This is a genomic window from Rhodovulum sp., assembly GCF_011048875.1.
Lineage (GTDB): Bacteria > Pseudomonadota > Alphaproteobacteria > Rhodobacterales > Rhodobacteraceae > Rhodovulum > Rhodovulum tesquicola.
Window position 1 is genome coordinate 1 of sequence record NZ_DSDD01000403.1, and the last position, 3,966, is coordinate 3,966.

The window sequence follows — 3,966 nt, forward strand, 5'->3', positions numbered from 1 at the left end:
CGGCGGCGCGGTCGCGCTGGCCGCGGCATTGTTTCACGGCGACGCGGTGACAGGCGACGCGGTGATCGTGATCGGATCGGGCGGCAATGTGGCGGCCGAAACCTTCCGGATGGCGCTTCGCCAAAGCGGAGAGATGCAATGACGACTTTCAGAATCGCAACATTCAACGCCCAGAACCTGATCGGGCCGGATCAGGAATACCAGCGGTTCGAGCGTTATTCCCCAGAGGATTACGCCGCCAAGCGGGCCTGGATGGCGGATCAGCTGAACCGCATGGATTCCGACATTCTGGCGTTCCAGGAAATCATCGACCCCGAGGCCCTGCGCGAGGTCATCGCCGAGGCCGATGCGCGCGCGCCCCACCGCCGCCCCTATGCCGAGGCCGATCTGGCCTTTGCCCCCAACCTCGCCGATTCCGGCCCGGGAGAGCGGCGGCCGGGGCTGGCGATCCTGTCGCGCTTCGGCTTTGCCGGGCAGCCGGTCTCGATCCAGCGACTCGACCCGCCGCTGGAGATCCCGTTCAACCATCTGGGCGGCGGCGATGCGGGCCGGTATGTCCTGAACCGGCTGACGCGCCCGATCCTGAAGGTGCGCGTGCCCGTCGGCAGCCATGTGCTGACCGTCTTCAACCTGCATCTCAGATCGCGCATGGGCGAATTCGTCCGCCCCAGGGGCGCGCGCTTCTCGCCCGAGGTGGACCTGTCGCATTACGACGCCGCGGGCCGGGCGCTGGGCCTCCTGCGCGCCTCGCTGCGCCGGATGGCCGAGGCCTGGGTGCTGCGCAAGCTGGTGGTGGACGAGCTTGAGGCCGGCAACCCCGTGGCGGTGCTGGGCGATCTGAACGCCACCCCGCAATCGGCCACGCAACAGATCATCGCGGGCGAACGGCCCTTCACCGATTACACCTGGCTGCGCCGCCACGACGCGAAATCGGCGGACGACCACTATTCCGAGGCCGAGGCGGCCGCGATAACCGAAGCCGTCGAACGGGTGCGGCTCCATTCGGCCGAGCGGCTCTTCATCCGCAAATCCCTGCGCGACATGGCCTATACCAACGCCTTCGGCGGCGTCTTCGAATCCTTCGATGCGATCCTCCTGTCGCGCCATTTCCACCCCGACTGGCCCGGCCGCATCGGCGAGATGACCCATTTCGGCGTCTATAACGACCACATCACCGACGGCACCCATCCCGAGGCGCCGGGCAATATCCGCGCCTCGGATCACGGCCAGATCATGGCGCATGTCCGGCTGGTCTGATTGACGCCCCCCGGCGCGCGGGCCATGCTGCGCCGCGGCCGGACAGGACAGGAGGTGCCGATGCGGATTGCCGATCTGGGCGACGTGGCCCTGCATTTCCGTGAGGATGGCGACCCGGACGGCGCGCCGGTGGTCTTCGCGAATGCGCTGGGCACCGATCTGCGCATCTGGGACGAGGTGGTGGCGCTGCTGCCCGCGGGCCTGCGCGCGATCCGCTACGACATGCGCGGGCACGGTCTGTCCGCCTGCCCGCCGGGGCCTTATTCCATGGGCGCGCTGGTGCGCGATGCCGAGCGGCTGCTGGAGTTTCTCGGCGCGACCGACTGCGTTTTCGTCGGCCTCTCGATCGGCGGGATGGTGGCGCAGGGTCTGGCGGTCAAGCGGCTGGATCAGGTGCGCGCGCTGGTGCTGTCGAACAGCGCGGCCAGGATCGGCACCCCTGCGATCTGGGCCGAGCGCATGGCGGCCATCCGCGCGGGCGGGATCGCGGCGCTGGCCGATGCCACGATGGAGCGCTGGTTCGCGCGCCCCTACCGCGAAAGCCCCGATTGCGCGCTCTGGCGCCACATGCTGACACGCCAGCCGGTCGAGGGCTATCTGGGCTGCTGCGCGGCGATCTCGGGCACGGATTTCTACACGCCGACCTCGGGGCTGAGCCTGCCGACGCTGGCCATCGCGGGCAGCGCGGACGGCTCGACCCCGCCCGATCTGGTGCGCGAGACGGCGGCGCTGATCAAGGGCTCGCGCTTCCAGCTGATCCGCGGCGCGGGCCATCTGCCCTGCGTCGAGAAACCCGGCGACTATGCCGAGATCCTGACCGCATTCCTCAAGGAGACAGGCCATGTCTGACCGCCTGGATGCCGCGCGGCCCTGCGCCAGACTTTCACTTTTCCAACATTTCGAGGGGGCAAATACCCTTTTTGGGGTCTGATAATGGCAGAATTCCTGCTTGTCCACGGCTCGAACCACGGCGCCTGGTGCTGGCGTGACATCCTGCCCCGGCTTCAGGCGGCGGGCCACGGGGCACGCGCGCTCGACCTGCCTTCTGCGGGGGCGGATCCGACGCCGCCCGAGGCCGTGACGCTGGCCGCCTGTCGCGACGCGGTGCTGGCGACGATTGATGGCCCGACGATCCTTGTCGGCCATTCGCTGGGCGGCATCACGATCACCGCAGCGGCCGCCGCCGCGCCTGAGCGGATTGCGGCCCTTGTCTATCTGGCCGCATGGGCGCCGCGCGAGGGCGAGTCCGCGCGCGATCTGAGGGCGCGCCATGGCTGCGCGAACCTGATGGCGGCGATGCGGCTGAGCCCCGACCGCAAGACCTCGACCTTCCGCGACGAGACGCTTGATGCCTATTTCTACCATGACTGCCCGCCCGGCACCGCGGATTATGCCCGCGCCCGCCTGACCCCGCAGCCGACCGCACCCGGCACCGAACCGGCCGCCGCCCTGCCGCCCGGTCTGGCGCGCCATTACATCCGCTGCACCGCCGACCGCATCATCCCGCCCGAGGCCCAGCGCGACATGACCCGGGACTGGCCAATTGCCCATCTCCATGACATGGAGTGCGGCCACTCGCCCTTCTTCGCCCAGCCCGACAGACTGGCCGACATTCTGAACCGGATTGCCGAAACGACATGACCAAACCCTGCATCATCTGCGTCGCCATCACCGGATCCGTCCCCCGCAAGGAGGACAACCCGGCGGTTCCCATCACCGTCGCCGAACAGATCGAAAGCATCCACGAAAGCTTCGAGGCGGGCGCGTCCATCGCGCATTGCCATGTCCGCAACGACGACCAGACGCCGACCTCGGACCCCGAGCGTTTCGCCCGCCTGATGGAGGGCATTCACACGCATTGCCCCGGCATGATCGTGCAATTGTCCACCGGCGGCCGCTCCGGCGCGGGCGCGGCGCGGGGGGGCATGCTGCCGCTGCGCCCGGACATGGCCTCGCTGGCGGTCGGCTCTAACAATTTTCCAACACGGGTCTACGAGAATCCGCCCGATCTGGTCGATTTCCTGGCCTCGGAAATGCACAAATACGATGTGAAGCCGGAAATCGAGGCTTTCGACCTGTCCCATATCTTCCAGGCGGTGAAGATGACCGGGGACGGGCGGCTGGCAAGGCCGCTTTACGTCCAGTTCGTGATGGGCGTGAAGAACGCGATGCCCGCCGACAGGCCGAGTTTCGATTTCTACATCGAGACGCTGAAGCGGCTCGCCCCCGATGCCGAATGGTGCGGCGCGGGCATCGGGCGGCACCAGATCGAGGTGAACGAATGGTCCATCGCCGCGGGCGGCCATACCCGCACGGGGCTCGAGGACAATGTGCGGCTGGACCGCGACCGGCTTGCCCCCTCGAACGCCGCGCTGGTGCGCCGGGCGGTCGAGCTTTGCGAGAAATACCACCGCCCCGTCGCCACCTGGGGCGAGGCACGCGCGATCCTGGGGCTGCGGCCCGGCTGAATCCTGCGCAAAACGCTTTGCCGCGCGCGCCTCTCACGGCTAAGCCTTTGTCATCCAATGCCTGGACGCGCGCCCCATGAGCCAGCCCAAGACCCGCCTGCCGATCATCTTCATCCTTATCACGCTGATCCTCGATGCCATCGGGATCGGGCTGATCCTGCCGGTGATGCCCGACCTGATCCGCGATATCGAGGGCGTGGGCCTGTCGGATGCCGCGATCTGGGGCGGCATCCTCGCCACC

The 3,966-nt window shown here is 68.2% G+C and carries 4 protein-coding genes and 1 pseudogene; all 5 read left to right on the top strand.

All coding sequences use genetic code 11. The features are described 5' to 3' along the window. Positions 1-138: 138 nt before the first annotated feature. Positions 139-1,257 (top strand): endonuclease/exonuclease/phosphatase family protein, encoded by a 1,119-nt coding sequence (locus tag ENN83_RS13985; protein WP_287187919.1) that lies wholly within the window; start codon positions 139-141, stop codon positions 1,255-1,257. 60 nt (positions 1,258-1,317) lie between these two features. Next, positions 1,318-2,106, top strand: coding sequence for a 3-oxoadipate enol-lactonase (pcaD, locus tag ENN83_RS13990; RefSeq protein WP_287187921.1), 789 nt, complete (start codon positions 1,318-1,320; stop codon positions 2,104-2,106). Positions 2,107-2,190: 84 nt separating this feature from the next. Next, complete coding sequence (locus tag ENN83_RS13995; RefSeq protein ID WP_287187922.1) at positions 2,191-2,898, top strand: alpha/beta fold hydrolase; 708 nt, start codon at positions 2,191-2,193, stop codon at positions 2,896-2,898. Then, positions 2,895-3,725: a 3-keto-5-aminohexanoate cleavage protein gene (locus tag ENN83_RS14000; protein ID WP_287187924.1), complete on the top strand. Its 831-nt coding sequence runs from the start codon at positions 2,895-2,897 to the stop codon at positions 3,723-3,725. Before ENN83_RS13995 ends, ENN83_RS14000 begins: the two co-directional genes overlap by 4 nt. A gap of 76 nt (positions 3,726-3,801) precedes the next feature. Further along, positions 3,802-3,966: pseudogene (locus ENN83_RS14005) on the top strand (tetracycline resistance MFS efflux pump); the annotation flags it as partial.